This is a genomic window from Shewanella sp. JNE2, assembly GCF_023159115.1.
Classification (GTDB): domain Bacteria; phylum Pseudomonadota; class Gammaproteobacteria; order Enterobacterales; family Shewanellaceae; genus Shewanella; species Shewanella putrefaciens.
In genome coordinates this window covers 3,745,380-3,763,290 of record NZ_CP096169.1, presented here as the reverse complement: position 1 = coordinate 3,763,290, position 17,911 = coordinate 3,745,380, and the positions used below count along the sequence as shown (strand labels likewise).

At 45.0% G+C, this 17,911-nt stretch carries 9 protein-coding genes, 1 pseudogene and 1 riboswitch; of the genes and pseudogenes, 5 read left to right on the top strand and 5 right to left on the bottom strand.

Annotated features, from left to right (window positions below; translation table 11 throughout):
- Positions 1 to 310: 310 nt before the first annotated feature.
- The 3 genes from MZ182_RS16800 to MZ182_RS16790 are packed head-to-tail and all read right to left on the bottom strand — an operon-like array spanning position 311 to position 4,823.
- Positions 311 to 1,522 (bottom strand): lipocalin-like domain-containing protein, encoded by a 1,212-nt coding sequence (locus tag MZ182_RS16800; protein ID WP_014611272.1) that lies wholly within the window; start codon positions 1,520 to 1,522, stop codon positions 311 to 313.
- On the bottom strand, positions 1,519 to 4,155 hold the full coding sequence (locus tag MZ182_RS16795) for an ABC transporter permease (RefSeq protein WP_248066672.1): 2,637 nt from the start codon (positions 4,153 to 4,155) through the stop codon (positions 1,519 to 1,521). The genes MZ182_RS16800 and MZ182_RS16795 overlap by 4 nt, the downstream gene beginning before the upstream one ends.
- Positions 4,152 to 4,823 (bottom strand): ABC transporter ATP-binding protein, encoded by a 672-nt coding sequence (locus tag MZ182_RS16790; RefSeq protein WP_011788178.1) that lies wholly within the window; start codon positions 4,821 to 4,823, stop codon positions 4,152 to 4,154. The genes MZ182_RS16795 and MZ182_RS16790 overlap by 4 nt, the downstream gene beginning before the upstream one ends.
- A 421-nt stretch (positions 4,824 to 5,244) precedes the next feature.
- Positions 5,245 to 5,374: riboswitch (glycine riboswitch) on the top strand.
- Positions 5,375 to 5,564: 190 nt separating this feature from the next.
- Here MZ182_RS16790 and MZ182_RS16785 point away from each other — a divergent pair.
- The 3 genes and pseudogenes from MZ182_RS16785 (at position 5,565) to MZ182_RS16775 (ending at position 13,541) form a co-directional block, all read left to right on the top strand.
- On the top strand, positions 5,565 to 6,923 hold the full coding sequence (locus MZ182_RS16785) for an alanine/glycine:cation symporter family protein (protein ID WP_248066673.1): 1,359 nt from the start codon (positions 5,565 to 5,567) through the stop codon (positions 6,921 to 6,923).
- Positions 6,924 to 7,055: 132 nt separating this feature from the next.
- Positions 7,056 to 12,370, top strand: a pseudogene (locus MZ182_RS16780) (PAS domain S-box protein).
- A gap of 154 nt (positions 12,371 to 12,524) precedes the next feature.
- On the top strand, positions 12,525 to 13,541 hold the full coding sequence (locus tag MZ182_RS16775) for a two-component system response regulator (protein ID WP_248066674.1): 1,017 nt from the start codon (positions 12,525 to 12,527) through the stop codon (positions 13,539 to 13,541).
- Between the two features lie 62 nt (positions 13,542 to 13,603).
- Here the strand turns inward: MZ182_RS16775 and ygfZ are convergent, their stop codons facing one another.
- On the bottom strand, positions 13,604 to 14,560 hold the full coding sequence (ygfZ, locus tag MZ182_RS16770; protein ID WP_248066675.1) for a tRNA-modifying protein YgfZ: 957 nt from the start codon (positions 14,558 to 14,560) through the stop codon (positions 13,604 to 13,606).
- 150 nt (positions 14,561 to 14,710) lie between these two features.
- Positions 14,711 to 15,940: a phosphoglycerate dehydrogenase gene (gene serA, locus MZ182_RS16765; protein WP_248066676.1), complete on the bottom strand. Its 1,230-nt coding sequence runs from the start codon at positions 15,938 to 15,940 to the stop codon at positions 14,711 to 14,713.
- Between the two features lie 154 nt (positions 15,941 to 16,094).
- Here serA and MZ182_RS16760 point away from each other — a divergent pair, with 154 nt between their 5' ends.
- Complete coding sequence (locus MZ182_RS16760) at positions 16,095 to 16,703, top strand: DUF2238 domain-containing protein (RefSeq protein ID WP_011919924.1); 609 nt, start codon at positions 16,095 to 16,097, stop codon at positions 16,701 to 16,703.
- Between the two features lie 394 nt (positions 16,704 to 17,097).
- The gene (locus MZ182_RS16755) at positions 17,098 to 17,763 is read left to right on the top strand and encodes a helix-turn-helix transcriptional regulator (protein WP_014611267.1); all 666 of its coding nucleotides are present in this window, start codon (positions 17,098 to 17,100) and stop codon (positions 17,761 to 17,763) included.
- The last annotated feature ends 148 nt before the right edge of the window (positions 17,764 to 17,911 follow it).

The window sequence follows — 17,911 nt, the reverse complement described above, 5'->3', positions numbered from 1 at the left end:
TAGGTGGTTTTGACTCAGTTGCGAAGATTTTAAAGGACAACTAAGTGCTGATTTCTGCGAGTCTAGACCTGATAAAAAATGTGGGTATACCTCACAAGAGGTATTGAAAGCGATAGTCGATCGGGATCAAAGTTTTTCGAGTGATCTAACTCCCAGTTTGATATTTAAGCGGTTAGTTCTGTTGTCACTGGTGGCGATGTCACTACGTCGTAAGTGTTATGCCCAGTATTGGGGAGGGGAATACTGGGCATTACGAAGTTGGCTCTCTATGGTATGGATGGCACATTCACATTGCTTAGTATATAAGGCATTAATACCCCGTTAGTTCCATATAACCCACACCAGTATGGCTGCCGGTGAGTTGCACAGGGCCTTCCCAGTAAGGGGTTGAAAGAGGCATGGCGCTATTAGGGTTTAGTGGTCTAATCGTTAGGTCAATATTCTCACTTGGGATTTTAACTTGCCAACTAACAGGGTAGTCACCATTGACGGTTGATTGCCATTCGAGTGGCGTCATTTGAATGCCATTGGGGTGATCAGTAGAGTTAATATTGCGGCCTGTACCATCTTGAAACATGCGTCTTGCACTATAAAATGCTGAAATAGATTTATTCCCTTTTGATTCATGCGGTAACTCATCCCGTAATTGAAATAACATCAGTGCAGAACCATCGTTTAGTCGTAGGGCAAACCAGTCCCAACCCTGTTGGTTTTTAGTGAGAAATTGCGAGCTCCATTCCCTGTCGAGCCAACCTTTACCTGTTACGTGCTCCACTTTGCCGTGACGGATAATTTCACCTGAAATATCAATAAAGGGCTGACTGTAATAATAGGAGGCAACTTTACCGTCACGGCTTTTTATGCTGTAACCGTTATCGCCTTGATATTGCAGAGGTGCTTGGCTATCAAGTTTAAGTTGGTAACTAAAATCTTCATTTTCGACGCTTAATATTGCCGGAAATAACGTCGTATTCTCACTCTTCCATGTCCAGTTATCTAAGCGGATCTGATAGGGGATTGCTTGAACATCGGCAAGCTCTTTGTGGTGGCGTGACCATTTTTCGTGAGCCATGTGAGTATGGTTTGAGGTTAAGGCGCTATGGGCGAAATATAATTGCCGACTTGCCCACGTTGATTCATTTTCCCTATGGGCATTTGCAGCGTTAAGGGCAATTCTAAATTGTGTCCACTGGGCGCCGAGTTGCTCACCCTGCTCCGTGGTTAGGTTTGCGGTCAGATACCACCATTCTTGCCTAAAATCATTATGGGCTAAGTGATCTCGCGGAAACTCGAAACGGTAACCTTGGATGACGGGCGCAAAGGATATCTCGCTATTTGAAGACGCCTTACCTGATGTACTGCTTAGCACATTCCCCATAGATTTTGAGGGATTGTTCTGTGTGGCAGGGGATTTATCGCAGCCAGTTGTCAGCATTAGCCCTATCAGAACATAAAATATGGTTTTGGCTATTGTTGGGTTTACTCGCGTTATCAGCTGCCTTGTTTTTGGCTTTTTCATCATAAAGTTTCCTGCTGTAAACTCGCCACTAAGGGTTTACGGGTTTGCCAATATAAGGGTAGAAGTACGGCCAGAGTGCAGGTAATGAGCGCAATAAGGATAGCATGACCGTAGGCGAGCCAATCCCAAATCATATGGATTGTCCAACCAAAGGCTTGCAGCGTGATTTTATGGATAAGCAGATACCCTAAAAGCGCGCCCGTTGGCATTGCGAGTAAACAGGTAATAAGTACCACAATCAACATTTGGACAAAAACCATTATACGTAATGCTCTTCGGCTTACGCCCAATGCATATAGTCGGGCCAGTGGCGCCTGCCTTGCCTGCGTTAACATTAAGCAGGCACTAAAAAGCCCAATAGCCGCCACAATTAACGTCAAACTGTTGAGCACTAAGGTAATCGAAAAAGTGTGTTTAAACATCGCAATGGCTTGGGTTTTGATTTTGGTCTGGCTGTAGATTTGTGCTCTTGATAATTCAAGCTCTTGTGCTAATTGGGCTTCGAGTTTATCAAGGTCTGTATCGCTTATCTTGGCTTGGTTTTTGCCATAAAAACTTGCCGCGAGGCTAATAGGTTGTATCGGTAATTGTGCTTTTTGCCACAGGTTTTGACTGATAATGACTTCATTTCGAGTATTGCCGTGATCATAGTAAATTCCGCCAATAATCAGCTTGTTATTATCCGATAGGCCCGTTTTATCGAGCACGTCAAGCTCGGCAGTATCCCCAAGTTGTAAACCATATTTTATCGCGAGAGGTTCACTAATCAGTAAATAGGGTTTTTCAAAGTAGGATTGCCAAAGTGTGGGTAAACTTTCTTTAAGTGCACTGGTATAACGCACTGAATAATCATCGCGACTTAATAGATTGACTGGAATCGCCTGCTCACTTGAGGTTTTATTCGCGCTATTAAGCGTAAGTTGAGCGTCTATTTGCCATTGCTGGTAAAGCCCGCTTACCCTTGGATCATTAGCCAGTTGGGCTTGTATTGCTTCAATGCGATGACTCGGTGGACGGATATAAAGATCGGCATGTAATCTGGTTTCCAGCCAAGCGCGTAGGGTTTGCTCAAAACTACCGACTAAGGTATTCATCGATACGTTGGCGCTGAGGGCAAGTAAAATTGCCATCATAGCGAGGGAGAGCGGGGCAATTAACTCGCGAGTTTCTGCGAGCAGGTATTGCCAGAGACCTTGGCGTGCAAAGGGCTGTAATATGCTGACTCCCCAATGTAGTAATAGCGGTAACAGCAAAGGGATCGCTATGGTGACTATGCCGAGTAGTACTAAACTCACATCATAACTTTGGCTAAAGGGAAATAGCAGGGCTGCAAGGCTTAATAAAATGCAAGCACAAATAAACTGTTTACTGTGGGTTTTTCGATGGGCTTGGGTGAGTTGATAGCGATTAGCCCCTTGAGCCAGTGATTGTCTCGTTAAGTCTAAATATAAAGGCAAGCAAGCGGCTAACGCGGCCACAAAAGTGAGTGCTATCGCCTCAAATAACCATGTCCATTGCCAAATACCTGGCAGTAAATGGGCGCCATACATTTGCTCTAATGTCATTGCCACCATAGGTTGTAACCAATGGCTAAGCTGTAATCCGATGATAAACCCAAGGCATGCCCCTACAACCACGAGTAATACGAGTTCAACCATCAACGCCGCCATCACGACACTGCGTTCCATTCCTTGCTGCAGAAGCTGAACCAGTAACTTTTGGCGTTTCATCAGGCTATAGCGTACGCCGTTGTACGCGATAAAGAGTCCGACTACGAATGCCAGCATGCTCATGGCATTGAGGTTTAAATGAAAACTGCGAGTGAGAGCGATAAGCGCTTGGCCCTGATCCTGCTGATTAAAGCTGGCTTTTTGTGGTGTAATCTCCAATTTATCGAGTTGGGATTTTAGTGCAGGGAGTTTGTCTCGTTCACTAAACAGGGCGATATAGCTGAGTTTCCCGTTAAGATTAAGCAAATGTTGGGCAAGGGATATATCCGCTAAAATGGCGCTGCCTAGGCCAAATTTATCATCGATAGCGATAACCTCTAGGGTCGTTTGCGCTAGGTAAAGCTGACCATTGGGGGCAATCTGTCCAGCTAAACTTTGGCTCATCACCACCACAGGATCGCCGCTTAACAGTGCGGCAAGGGGGAGATCTTGCATGGGAGTGTGAGTATCGTTTTCTTTATTGGCTTGGGATTTCTGTAAGGTGAGTGCTGCCGCTAAATCACTGCCTTCAATTTGCCAAAACTGACCATCTTTACCTGCGACTCGACCATTAACCACGGCAAGACTTTGGCTGAACCCTGCTTGTCTTAGGGCGAAATATACGGATTCGTCTAAGGTATCTTGTCCTATTGGCGCAGTCAGTAATACATCCGCTCGTTGGCTTAGGAGTTCGGTGGCTTCACTATAACTGCGAATCGCGTTGTCATTGGTCGCTTTGACGCCAATAAGCAGCATTACGGCAAGTGCAATCCCTAGCAATGTGGCGCCAGCTTGGAGTGGTGCGTGGCGATAATGGGCCAAGAATAGCTGTAAACCTAGCCTTATTCGCCTTAGTTTGCCACTAATGAGCGCTTGGTTTTTGATGGTTTTTTTAGCCATGATTTGTGTTTCCAAGGCGCGTGTCATCCTGAAATTGCCACGGCACCATGGGATAAATGCCAGCGTTTTTGCATAAAGGCCGCACATTCCTCGCTATGGGTGACCATCAAAATGCTGGTGTGGCTTTCCCTTGCGAGTTCACAAAGTAGTGACATCACTTGCTTACCCGCCACGTCATCTAAGTTACCCGTGGGTTCATCGGCAAGCAGCAAACTGGGTTTGTGGGCTAAGGCACGGGCAATGGCGACTCTTTGTTGTTGTCCACCGGATAGCGCTTCAATCTGCCGTTGTAGCAGTGGTGTAAGATCCAGTTTATCCACTAAATAATCACACCAGGGCGACCATGATTGCTGGATAAGGTTGAGGGAAAACGCGATATTATCTTTTACATTCAGTGGTGTCAGTAAGTTAAATTGCTGAAATACGACCCCCAGTGATTGCCGTCGAAAGTGACTCCATTGACTATCTTGCCAGTTTTTAGTTGATTTATTTTCAAGGAATATTTCACCTGAATCTTGTGTTTCAAAGCCTGCAATAAGATTTAGCAAAGTGCTCTTTCCACTTCCGCTCGGCCCTGTGAGCGCAACGGTATCGCCTTTATGGATCGCTAAGTCAACCGATTGCAGTACGGCATGGCGCAGTTCTCCATCGCGAAAACTTTTACTGATCTGAATGAGTTTAGCGACTTCCGTCATTTGAACTGTTCCTTATTGTTCGTGACAAGCTAAAGGATAAACATAAAGCAATTTGTATTCACATAGATACTGATATTTCTATTAAAAAGTTCACTTTAGATTTGGCCAGTGTAACCATGTTATCTCAAACACCGAAAAACAAGTGTGCTCAAAAATTCACCAAATAGGCGTGTGGGTCAATAACTGTGAGCAAACAGGCTTGAGCTCTTAACGGGTTTGTTGCATGCTGTGCGCCCTGTTAAATCAATATGCTGATATTGAGTTAACAATCCGTTCGGATGAAGGTAGCAGGAGAGTGGGGAATTAACCCCACACCGACGAGGCAACTTTGTCTTTTTATCCCACACTCGATTTTTAAAATCAGTTGCAGGGATGAGAAGCAAAGCACTCTTTCAGGTGCCGTAAGGCGTGGACTGCTACTGGACGAGCCTCTGGAGAGACTACCGCTACACTTGATAGTGTGGAAAGGTGGCGCCGAAGGCGAAAGTGTCGCCGTGTTCTTAATGAAGATGCGACGCGAAACGCTCAGGCAAAAGGACAGAGGAGAGGATGACTGCACAGTCCCTGTCGTTTGTCGTGGGCGTTTTTTAGGTTGAGTGAGTTGAAATGGGTATGTTGTCTATGCCACAGATCGATCCACACAGGTGAAAAAGCGCACTAAGCATGCCATGTGTTTGTGTCTCAGCCATTTCTTTTCCTCCTCCCTTATTAATTTAAGTTGTTTAATAATTGAGGAATATCATGAGTTTTGAAGTCTTGCTCAGCAGCCTAAACGGTATTGTCTGGGGTCCTATTACACTTTGTTTATTAGTTGGCACAGGGATTTATCTCACTGCGCGGCTAAAGCTTATCCAAGTTTTTCGTTTGCCTATGGCGCTCGGACTATTATTTAAACCCGCCAAAGGCCATGGTGATTTATCCTCCTTCGCCGCGCTCTGTACTGCGTTATCAGCCACGATTGGTACCGGTAATATTGTTGGCGTGGCGACGGCGATCAAAATGGGAGGGCCTGGGGCCTTATTTTGGATGTGGTTGGCGGCCTTTTTTGGTATGGCGACTAAATATGCCGAGTGTATGTTGGCGGTAAAATATCGAACAACCGATGCGAGAGGTCAGATAGCAGGTGGCCCAATGTACTATATCGAGCGTGGCCTTGGTCTGCATTGGATGGCAAAGTTATTTGCACTTTTTGGCGTTGGCGTAGCGTTTTTTGGTATTGGCACTTTTGCACAGGTGAATGCCATCAGCGATGCGCTGACGATTGCCTTTGAGGTGCCGACTTGGTTAACGGCTGTGGTGTTAACTATGCTGGTTGCGGCTGTCACGTTAGGGGGCGTTAAGCGCATTTCGAATGTGGCACAAAAGCTGGTGCCTGCTATGTCGATTGGCTATATCCTTGCCTGTTTGTGGATATTGATTAGTTTTGCCGATCAGATTATGCCTGCGCTTGGTCTTGTGATTGAATCGGCATTTACCCCATTATCTGCGGTGGGCGGATTTTTAGGCGCGACGGTTGCTCAAGCCATTCAAATTGGTATTGCTCGTGGGGTGTTTTCGAATGAGTCGGGTCTTGGCAGCGCTCCCATTGCAGCAGCTGCGGCAAAAACCAATGAACCAGTAGAGCAGGGGCTTGTCAGTATGACGGGCACTTTTTTCGACACCATCATCATTTGTACTATGACGGGCTTAGTGCTGATTATTACGGGTGTATGGAGCGGTGATACCGCGGGCGCTGCAATGACGAGCGCGGCATTTGCCCTCGGGGGCTCTGCGGTTGTCGGCCAATATTTAGTGACAATTGCCCTCGTTTGTTTTGCTTTTACGACCATTTTAGGTTGGCATTATTATGGTGAACGCTGCTGGTACTATCTGGTGGGTGAGCGCGGCTTACGTGTGTATCAAGTGGTTTTTCTTATCTTAATCGCGGGAGGGGCATTTATTAAATTAGATGTGATTTGGTTATTAGCCGATACTGTCAATGGCCTAATGGCTATCCCTAATTTGATTGCCATTGTGGGTTTGCGTCATATCATTATTGCCGAGACTCAACATTACTTTGCGCGAATGCTCCCAAGCCGCAACGTAGAGACTATTTATTAGTGCTGTTAAAACAATAAATTACTTCACATTATTTTAACGCTAAGGATTGTCGCCTCATGGTTCTTCGTTTACTTTATATAAGTGCTGTTTAACGACGTGTGCTTTTAAACTCGATGACTTTGGGGCGATGCTATGGATAGAAGTAAACTTCGTACCTTCCGCAGTAGAATTTTATCTCACATCGCCTTGCCTTTGATTTTAATTATGACGGGTGTGTATGGCGTAAATTCTTGGTTTAAATATCAAGCATTAGAAAAACGCTCTATGAAAAATTAGAACAGCAGGCTAGCCATTCGGCTTCTCGCTTACAACTTATCCTCGAACATGCCCAAGCGAACACCCAAGGACTGGCAGATTTTATCGGTTTTTTATCCAATAAAGAGGGATTTAATGATATCGATAACGTCAAACAGGTATTGATGAATCGTTTGGAGCGAAACCCAGACTTTTTTGGTACTGCTGTTGCGTTTAAACCCGATGTATTTCCTAATCGAAAACTCTTTTCTCCTTATGTATACCGCGCTGGCGAGGCGTTGCATTACCTCGATATTGGTGCCGAAGGCTATGATTACACCGATGGTTCTTGGGACTGGTGGACGAATGCCATTAATCAAGCCAATGGCTATTGGTCTAAGGCATATTTTGATGAGGGTGCTGGCAATGTCCTTATGGTCACTTACTCCGCCCCTTTTGGCGTTTTAGATCATTATTTTGGTGTGGCTACTGTCGATCTCGCCCTCGATAGATTACCTAGCCAACTAGGTGTTGCGTCGAATCGCTTAGTCATATTAGACGATCAGGAACGACTCATTTTTCATGCCGATAGAGACAAAATACTTTCCACAACCTCGGCGCAGTGGCTCGATAAGAGCATGAAACACAATGGGGACTTTTGGTTACTCCAAGAGAAAAATCTCGATGGACAGGCAAGGTTTGTCGATGTGCAGGGGATTAGCTATCTTGCCAGTGTTGCAACTGTGCCTAAATTGAAATGGCGCGTCGTCGTTATGGTGCCAGAGCAGGAATTATTCACGGCATTACTCGATGATATTGCTTCCATTGTGCTGGATTTAAGTTTGTTAACTTTGCTGTTATTGCTGACCTGCTATTTAACAGCAAAACGCCTGACCCGACCGTTAGAGTTACTGGAATTAGGCATTCTCGCCTTTGGTCAAGGTAAAGCACAACAACTTGTTATTCCTAAAGGTGCGGTGAGCGAAATTGTGACCTTAAGCCAGACCTTTAATCAAATGGCCGAGCTATTAGCTGAGCGTGAACAGGCCATTCTCGACTCCCGTGGTAACCGCTTTGCTCGCTTAATTGACGGTATGAGTGATAAATCTTTTTACTGTTCACTCGAACCTTCAGGGCAGTTGGCCCAAGTGAGTGATGGTGTGACGAAAGTACTTGGCATTGCACCTGAGTTATTAAAGCGAAAATATCAACGGCTTTTCTCGGCAAATCCACTGAATGAAAAAAATTGGCAATACACAGATTTGGCCTTAAAAGGCCAAAATGTGCCTTCGCACCAAGTTGAAATGATTGATGCTCAAGGCCATTTAAGGCGCCTCGATGTCTTTATGCAGCCCTTAGTGTCAGAGACGGGCGAATTAATGTCGGTAGAAATGCTTTTTACCGATGTGACAGAGCAGTTTTCAGCGGCAGCTTGGTCAAATGCCGTGCTTGAAGCCGCACCAGAAGCCATGCTGATTGTTGATGAAAAAGGTGAAATCATCTTTAGCAATAGTCGTTGCCAACAACTGTTTGGTTATCATGCTGAGGCCATGTTAGGGCTGCAAGTTGAAGCTCTATTGCCCCAAGCACTAGGGAGTGAACATGTGCGTTATCGGCAACAGTTTTTACGTGATGGCCGCGATAGAAGCATGGCAAATGCGCGTCATGTCCGTGCTGTAAAGGCCGATGGTAACGAGTTTATTGCTGAAATTGCCTTAAGTATTCTCCCCGCCGATGTGGATGGCAGTAGACAGGTCGCTGCTTCCATTCGCGATATGACTCAGAAATTAGCCATCGAACAAAAAATCCGTGACAGTGAGCTACGTTTTCGCGGTTTGGTGGCGAATATTCCCGGTGCTGTTTACCGTACCCGTATCGGCGAGGTATGGGTGATGGAATATATCAGTGACAATATCGCCGATATTACGGGTTATGCGGCAAGTCAGTTTATCGAAAACCGCCAACGTAACTTCTCATCTTTGATTCTGGAAGAAGATCGTCCTCTGTGTCATCAGCATATTGATAAGGCATTGGCACAGCAGGAAACCTTTGAGGTGGAATATCGTATCCGCCACCGCGATGGCAGCATCCGTTGGGTGCATGAAAAGGGTAAAGCGAGCTATAACGAAGAGGGCTTCCCACTTTGGTTTGATGGCAGTATTGATGATATTACCGAGAGCAAACTCGTGTCTGTCGAGCTTGAAGCCTCACGTCAGCAGCTGACCAATATTACTGAATCGATTCCTTGTACTGTGTACCAGTTGCGTTGGCGTTCTCCCTCTGATCGCGCCTTTACCTTTCTTTCTGGTGCCGCACTGCCGATGCTAGGGTTGCAACGCGATAATTTAATGAATGATTTTAATATTATTGCAGAGCGTATTTTTGATGAGGAAAGGCCTGAGGTTGTTCGTGCCTTAGCGGGTAAGAGTGACGATAAGTTGCAGTGGATCCGCGAGTTTCGTTATCGACATCCTAACGGCAGTATACGCTGGATGGAGGCTGGTGCGAGTGGTCACGTAGAGAGTGATGATGTGATCATTTGGAATGGTTACGTTATGGATATCACTCAGCGTAAAACTATGGAGCAAGAACTCGCCTTAAGTGAAGCGCACTTTAGGGCACTTTTTGATGGTGCAACCATAGGTATTATCAATATCGATGCTAAGGGCTTGATTCTGGATTGTAATGACCAATTCTGTGAAGACATAGGACGAGCCCGAGAGGAATTACGTAATATTCCCATATTTGATGTCCTTAGCCCACAGGATAGAGAGATTGCTAAAGCACAATTTAAAGATCTTGCTGATGGTAAAGTCGATCACTATCGTGGAGAACGTAGTTTTATTCGCCCCTCCGGTGAGCCAATGTGGATGACGGTTAATGTTTCCGCACTTTTTGACTGTCATCACCAATTTGAATCTGCAGTTGTCAGCATGGTGGATATGACCGAGCTTAAACTGTTGTCAGATGAACTGCTTATCGCTAAAGAGGAGGCTGATGCAGCCAGTAAGGCAAAGGGGGACTTTTTGGCCAATATGTCCCATGAAATACGCACGCCAATGAATGCCATTATTGGTATGTCACAGCTGTGTTTACAGACCGCGCTCGATAAAAAACAGAAAAACTATGTGGAGAAAATTGAGCGAGCCTCACAATCATTACTCTCAATTATCAATGACATCCTCGATTTTTCTAAGATCGAAGCCGGTAAGCTGGATATTGACGCCGTTCCTTTTCAACTCGATACCATGCTCGAAGATCTCAGTGATATGTTCTCGGAGAAGGTGGTTCACAAACAACTTGAGTTATTGTTTGCAGTTGCGCCCAATGTGCCACGGCATTTGTTTGGCGATTCGCTACGCTTAGGGCAAGTGCTGATCAACCTGATGAACAATGCGATTAAGTTTACTGAAAGAGGGGAAGTATTACTTTCTATCAACTTGGTCGAGCAACAGAATGATGATGTGACGCTGCGCTTTAGTGTACGCGATAGCGGCATAGGCTTAACCGATGAACAGCAAGCCAAACTGTTTAAATCTTTCAGCCAAGCGGATACTTCCACGACACGTAAATACGGTGGTACAGGCCTAGGTTTAGCCATTTGTAAACAGCTAGTGGAGCTAATGGGAGGTAATATTGGCGTTGAGAGTCAATTTGGGCATGGCAGTACTTTCTATTTCACGGTGAAACTGCAAATTTCCAGTGGTCAAAAGTTGACGGTAGGTCAAGAGCTCGAAGGCATGTCGGTGTTAGTGGTCGATGATAATGCGACGGCTAGAGACATTATGCGTACGGCACTGGAGAGCATGGGATTCAATGTTGATACAGTGCGCACAGGCGAAGAGGCTGTTAGTCGATGTATACAGCATGAGTATGCCGTAGCATTAATTGATTGGAAGATGCCGAGTATGGATGGGCTAGAAGCTGCACGGCAGATCCAACAGCAGGCTAAAGCCGCACCGCGGATCTTAATGGTGTCTGCCCATGCGAACCATGAATTTTTAACACAAATAGAGCAACTTGGATTAGCGGGGTATATTAGCAAACCTATCAGTGCCTCACGCTTGCTTGATGGCATAATGAATGCCCTAGGTAGGGCTGGAATCTTACCGGTGAGGCGGCATAATGAAGCGTTAGATCCCCAACTCTTACTGCCACTTAAAGGAAAGCGTGTCCTCTTAGTTGAAGATAATGAGATGAATCTTGAAGTCGCCACAGAGTTTTTGGAGCAAGTGGGTATTATTTTATCCATTGCGACGAATGGGCAAATTGCCTTAGATAAACTGTCTCAGCAAAGTTATGACTTAGTGCTTATGGATTGCCAAATGCCAGTGATGGACGGTTATCAAGCGACAATGGCAATAAGGCAGCGGCCTGAGTTGGCACATCTCCCCGTTATCGCTATGACCGCAAATGCCATGGCTGGCGATAAAGAAATGTGCTTAAGAGCAGGGATGAATGACCACATCGCTAAACCTATCGAAGTCAATATTCTGTATCAAACCTTATTAAAATATCTTGGAGATGATAAGTCGCAATCGACCTTATTAGAAAACGCACAAGTTAATGATATTAAAAATAAACCTATCAATACTGATCCAGCAACTATGCTTAAATGGCCAGAGCATCCCGAGTTAGATATTGATAGGGGATTGCAACTTGTCCAACATTCTGCACGTTTGTATCAACGGATTTTTGATCGATTTGTAAGCAGTCAGCGTAATGTTGTGGAGATGCTTCGTAAGGCTGTTAGTGCAAATAAACAGGAGGATGCCGTACGTATTGCCCACACGCTCAAAGGGCTTGCTGGTAATTTAAGTTCGAGCAAATTAGTCGAACTTGCTCGTTTATTAGAATTGCATTTGAGTGAAAATCAGCCTTATCAGGACGAGCTTGAGCAGATTGAAAAACTGGTTGCCTCTATTTGTGAAGCTATCGAAAAAGTAAAGCCTGAATTAGAGGACATTTCTGAGATTGGGATAGAGCCACTCTCCTCTGAACAGTTAGTCATAGCGCTTAACCACTTACGTCAGAGTTTAGAAGAGGCCGATGCTAAGGCGGTGGAGCTGATTAATGCGTTAAAACCCCAAGTGAGCACCAAGTTATGGCAACAATTAAGTCCGGTACTGGCGATGATTAATCAATATCAATTTGATGAAGCGGTGGACTTGATTGACGAGGTTTTAGCAGAGTTAAATTCGCATTCCCAATGATGCACATCAAGATGGAAGGCTAGCTCAATAAGCCGAAACTTAATGTCATGGATGACGTGTCGAATATGTGCCTGTGTTTGATATCGGCTATGGAATAGCGTTGGTAAAAGAGCGGACAAAATAGTTTGTTATTTGGCATAAGTCGAGGTTGTGAATGGATAAGGCAACAATATTAGTCGTTGATGATACTCCCGAGAATATCGACATCTTAGTGGGTATTCTTGGAGAAGATTATAAAGTCAAAGTGGCTATTGATGGACCAAGGGCGTTGGCACTCGTCGCTAAATCCTTGCCGGATCTCATTTTATTGGATGTAATGATGCCGGGAATGAATGGCTATGAGGTTTGTAAGTTATTAAAACAAGAGCCACTGACATGCCATATCCCCGTTATTTTTGTTACCGCATTATCTGAAGTGGCTGATGAAACCCAAGGTTTTGAGTTGGGTGCAGTCGATTACATTACTAAGCCTGTCAGTGCGCCAGTTGTTAAGACGCGAGTTAAAACGCATCTTGCATTGTATGATCAAAAGCGACTTTTAGAACAACAAGTTAAAGAAAGAACACAAGAGCTAGAAGATACGCGTTTCGAAATTATTCGTCGCCTTGGCCGTGCCGCAGAATATAAAGATAATGAAACAGGCTTACATGTGGTACGTATGAGTCACTATGCGCGGTTACTTGCGATAAGGCTTGGTTTACCAACGACTTTTTGCGACTTGCTTTATAATGCAGCACCGATGCACGATATAGGCAAAATAGGTACACCCGATGCCGTATTAAAAAAACCGGGTAAGCTAGACCCTGAAGAATGGGAAATTATGCAACAGCACGCCGCCATAGGTGCAGAAATTATCGGTGAGCATAGCGACCCTCTATTACAAATGGCCCGTCGTATCGCCTTGACTCACCACGAAAAATGGGATGGTTCAGGCTACCCCAATGGGTTAATGGGTGAGAATATCCCAATTGAAGGCCGTATCACCGCGATTGCGGACGTGTTCGATGCGCTAACATCCCAGCGACCGTATAAACAGCCTTGGACCATAGAGGCAACAATGGAGTTACTCGAAAACCAAGCCGGTAAGCATTTTGACCCTAAGCTGGTGGAGGCATTTAAACAAATCCTGCCAGAAGTCATTGCGATTCGAGATACCTATTTAGAGCATTGAGGATTAAATCTTAGTGAAAATAAAGGCGCACATGGCGCCTTTATCGTTTATAAAATAAAGGGTTATGCTTCATCTAGTGAGTAAGGTAAGGCTTGAATTGTCAAGCTTGATTGCTCATCGTCAGCAAAACGCAGTTTAGCGTCATTTTCGGTATCGTTAGCCAGTACGGCAGTCAGCAATACTTGATTACCGCGTTGCACAAATTCAATGATTTGCCCCCCTTTGCGATAACCGTCTTTCATCGCAATTTCAAGGCTAGTTTCCAGATCCACCGTTAACGAGGTTGTGCCATGGAGAATGTAAAGTGCGCGCTTATTTCCGCCGCGGTACTTCATGCGGGCGACGGTTTCTTGTCCCATGTAGCAGCCTTTATTAAAGCTGATACCATTAACAGCTTGCAGGTTACACATTTGTGGTACGTACTGGTGGGCATGACTGGCGGCAAGGTTAGGATAACCCGCTGCAATTTCTAATGCTTGCCAAGCGGTGGCATCAAATACTGTGTGCTTAGCAACGAGGGTGTTTGCGGTTTCTGGTTGCAGAACCAAAATAAATCTATCCGCGTCTTTTAAAATCGCACCATTTTCAATGAGTGTGAGTTCTTGCTGAATATCACCAAAATGCTGTTTCACAAATTGGCAGGCTTGTTCGCCGGCAACGCCGAGTAAAGTCCATTCACCGGATGCATTGCTTAAGGTAGCTTTGCTAAATACCGCATATTTTTGTAGCTGGGGTAAATCGACTTCGATAGCACCCTTTGGCATCAACATAAAGAGTGCCTCTTGGATGGCAAAGGTTCTGAAACTGGCCAGCATTTTACCTTTAGGATCGCAATGGGCGCCCCAGCGCCATTGATCCGTGGCCAATGAGCTGATGTCTGTGGTCACTTGGCCATGGATAAAACTACGGCCTTGTTCTCCAACGACTTTGATGAGGCCCATATGAGATAAGTTGGCAAGCATAAGTGGAGGCAAGGTAGCGTCCAGATCCCAATGGGGTGTAGAAACTGAAATAGTCATAGCGAGATCCTGAAAATGAAGACGATGTGAGAGGCTAGATTGTAACGGAATTCCAGTTTGCTCAAAAGCATAAGGCGCACATATCTGTGAATGATATATGCGCCTTAATGTGTACTTTAGCCAATACGCGTATGCGGTTGGATTAATATCTTAAAACAGTACGCGGGTACGCAGTGTGCCTTCAATCGCTTTGAGCTCAACTAAGGCTTCTTCCGCTTGAGTGGTATCAACTTCCATCACGACATAACCAATTTCTGCGGTAGTTTGCAGATATTGGGCGGCGATGTTGATGCCTTTTTCCGAGAAGGCTTGGTTGATCTTGATCAGTACGCCAGGGCGGTTTTGGTGAATATGCAGTAAGCGTGAGGTGCCTTTATGCGTTGGCAGCGACACTTCAGGGAAGTTAACCGCAGACACGGTTGAGCCGTTGTCTGAATATTTCGCTAACTTACCAGCCACTTCAATACCAATGTTTTCCTGAGCCTCAGCCGTACTACCACCGACGTGCGGCGTGAGTAATACGTTGTCTAAACCACGCAGAGGAGTGATAAACTCATCGTCATTGGATTGTGGCTCGACGGGGAACACATCGATTGCGGCGCCCGCGAGGTGACGTTCTTTTAAGGCGACCGTTAAGGCATCGATATCGACTACTGTACCGCGTGAGGCGTTGATAAAGATGCTGCCTTTACGCATAGCGGCAAACTCAGGTGCGCCTATCATATCTTTGGTTTGTGGTGTTTCAGGGACGTGTAAACTTACAACATCAGATTGCGCCAGCAGTTGCTCCATTGAATGGATTTGCTGTGCGTTACCTAGCGGCAGTTTGTCTTCGATATCGAAGAACACCACGCGCATACCTAAGGTTTCCGCCAGAATGCCAAGTTGAGTACCAATATGGCCGTAACCAATTACACCTAAGGTTTTACCACGCACTTCGTAGCTGCCTGCAGCGGTTTTCATCCAACCGCCACGGTGGGCGATGGCATTACGCTCAGGGATGCCTCGCATCAGCATAATGATTTCGCCAATCACTAGCTCAGCAACACTGCGCGTGTTTGAAAATGGCGCGTTAAATACAGGAATACCAAGGGATTCGGCGGTGGCAAGATCAACTTGGTTAGTACCAATACAGAAACAACCAATCGCGATTAACTTCTCGGCACGTTTCAGCACCTCGGCAGTTAACTGAGTACGCGAGCGAAGCCCTACAAAGTGCGCATCTTTGATGGATTCAAGTAAGGCTTCATTACCTAAAGAGGCTTTGTGATATTCGATATTGGTATATCCCGCACGTTCAAATACATCGACCGCGGATTGGTGGACGCCTTCCAACAGCAGGATCTTGATCTTATCCTTGTCCAGCGAATGTTTCGCCATGATATGGGTACCCTCTAATTAATAGAAATGTTTCTTATGATATGCTGACAACCTTCACCCACCAAAGTAGCACTTTTTTTGCTCAGTGTGGAGGGCTAGATGGCTAAAGTTAATATTCTAAATTTAGAACAATATCGCATAAGAGGAAGAAACATTGAATAACAAAATCGCATGGTGCGGTATTTACCTCTCAGTTTTAATATGGTCGGCGATAAAACCCGCAGATCTATTTACTTGGTTGCTCGAAGCCTTGCCTGGATTAGTCGCAGTACCGATTTTATTTTTTACCCGTAACCGTTTTCCGCTAACACCTTTGGCGTATTTGTTAATTTTAATACATTGCTGTGTGTTGTTTGTGGGCGCTCATTACACTTACGCTGAAGTGCCGTTGTTTGACACTATTGCTGATTGGATGGGCTCGGAACGTAATAATTACGATAAAGTCGGGCATTTTGCCCAAGGTTTTATCCCAGCCATGCTCGCCCGTGAAATTATGTTGCGTAATCAAGCTGTTAAACCTGGGGCTTGGTGTGCGTTTCTTGCCACTTGTTTTGTGCTCGCTTTTTCGGCGTTTTATGAACTGATCGAATGGTGGGTTGCTGTGGCAACCGGCGAAGGGGCTGAAGCCTTTTTGGGAACTCAAGGCTATGTATGGGACACTCAATCGGATATGTTCTTTGCCCTTATTGGCGCGATAGTAGCACTGACTTTGTTGTCTCGTTTTCAAGATAAGCAAATAGCAGCACTTACACCAAGCACTTAGTATGACTGGTGAATGATGCGGTTTATTTGAGTGGCAAGATTTTCCTCCCGCTAAGCACATCTGATGAAAGTATGACGACATAGCGTTGTCATACTTTTGCACTAACCTTTATGTTTAATTTATGTTGCAACTTTGGGCGGCTCATCCTAGTTTAACAGTGCAAGTGCTGTGAGGCTGTGGATTTAACGAGTGGTTTTGACTCATAACCCGTTTTTCGATGGTGTGTTAGTCGAACTTACTATGGCTAAACAGGGAATAGTACATTTGGGTGATGTTTTTCAATCGTTAACTAGTCAGAATTAACTAGGTTAATGGAATGTTGAGAAATCTAACTAGAAGACGAGTCAAACAGACCATTTTGCAATAAGAGAATACTTTTCAGGGAGGAGAGTCATTGAGCACAATTAATGAATTGGTTTTTTTACACCAAATGGCCGCGCCATGTCATTTAGCGTTACTCGCTGAATCCATAGGTTTGAAAACGCGTATTGTAAAGCACGCCGCAGAATTGGATTTAGATAAAAGCCGTCGTAGTTTTTATCTGATTACCCAAAAAGGTTCAGCATTAGATAACAAAGGAATTCCTTTGCTGGCTTCGCGTTTAGTGTCACATTTTCCTGTGGCGCTGTATCAAGTTGAGCGAGACTCCTTAGACCAAGAATCTGCAATGTTACTCGGCATTCGAGGTATTTTATTTGCCGATCAACGTATGGATCTGATGTTAACGGGTTTACGTAAAATGGTGGCAGAGGAGCTTTGGTACGATAGAACGTTGCTAAGCAAAATGTTTCGCCGTGTCGTACAAAAGTTAGAGGGTAATAATGAGATGCCCTCCGATACAGTGGCTATGCTGCAGATGCTGACATCCCGTGAACGTACCATTATTCAATTTGTATCCAGTGGCGCAAGGAATAAAGAAATTGCCCATAGGTTATGCATCAGCGAACATACAGTAAAAGCACACATTTCCTCTATTTTCCGCAAGACCCAGTCTCGTAATCGGGTTGAGCTTTTACGTTGGGCGCAAACCTATCAAACTCACTTTGAGCTATGTAGTTAACCTGCAAAGGGTGTGGTCATTTGCCTGTTGCTTTGAGTGGTTAATGTTAATGATTGCTGGCATATCAAAATAGAAAAGCGGGAATGTTTATGTAAACATTCCCGCTTTTTTTATACCATTTTATCAAACAACACCAAAGAGTTAGCTA

Excerpts from the sequence above, each read along its gene's own strand:
- MZ182_RS16800 (WP_014611272.1), bottom strand. The coding sequence starts at position 1,522 with ATGATGAAAAAGCCAAAAACAAGGCAGCTGATAACGCGAGTAAACCCA.
- MZ182_RS16795 (WP_248066672.1), bottom strand. The coding sequence starts at position 4,155 with ATGACACGCGCCTTGGAAACACAAATCATGGCTAAAAAAACCATCAAA.
- MZ182_RS16790 (WP_011788178.1), bottom strand. The coding sequence starts at position 4,823 with ATGACGGAAGTCGCTAAACTCATTCAGATCAGTAAAAGTTTTCGCGAT.
- MZ182_RS16785 (WP_248066673.1), top strand. The coding sequence starts at position 5,565 with ATGAGTTTTGAAGTCTTGCTCAGCAGCCTAAACGGTATTGTCTGGGGT.
- MZ182_RS16775 (WP_248066674.1), top strand. The coding sequence starts at position 12,525 with ATGGATAAGGCAACAATATTAGTCGTTGATGATACTCCCGAGAATATC.
- ygfZ (WP_248066675.1), bottom strand. The coding sequence starts at position 14,560 with ATGACTATTTCAGTTTCTACACCCCATTGGGATCTGGACGCTACCTTG.
- serA (WP_248066676.1), bottom strand. The coding sequence starts at position 15,940 with ATGGCGAAACATTCGCTGGACAAGGATAAGATCAAGATCCTGCTGTTG.